1 protein-coding gene is annotated in these 272 nt (G+C 43.8%); it reads right to left on the minus strand.

Annotated elements, in window-relative coordinates:
- A partial coding sequence (locus R2R70_RS20325; RefSeq protein ID WP_410978948.1) for a hypothetical protein occupies positions 1-272 on the minus strand: 272 nt, incomplete at both ends.

Here is a 272-nt window from a genome sequence, read left to right on the forward strand (position 1 = left end):
GTATCATCCATGAGATGCATTTTACCGTTTACACTAAACGCATTAAATGCATTTTCTTTAGCGTTTAAGTCTACCCCTTGCCAAGTCGCTAGCTCTTTAACAGAGTCGCCACTTAGCGCTAACTCGCCTTTTATATCTTTACCTTGGCGAGCAATACTGCCGTTAAACGTAAGATCGACCAAGCGAGAGTCTACGCTTTGAGTAACCTCAAACGTCGCCCCTTCAATTGCCTTTGCAGGCGTATCAAGTTTTGCATCTAGTTCAAATCGCTC

Origin of the sequence: Cobetia sp. SIMBA_158, from assembly GCF_046566945.1 — a bacterium.
Classification (GTDB): Bacteria; Pseudomonadota; Gammaproteobacteria; order Pseudomonadales; family Halomonadaceae; genus Cobetia; species Cobetia amphilecti.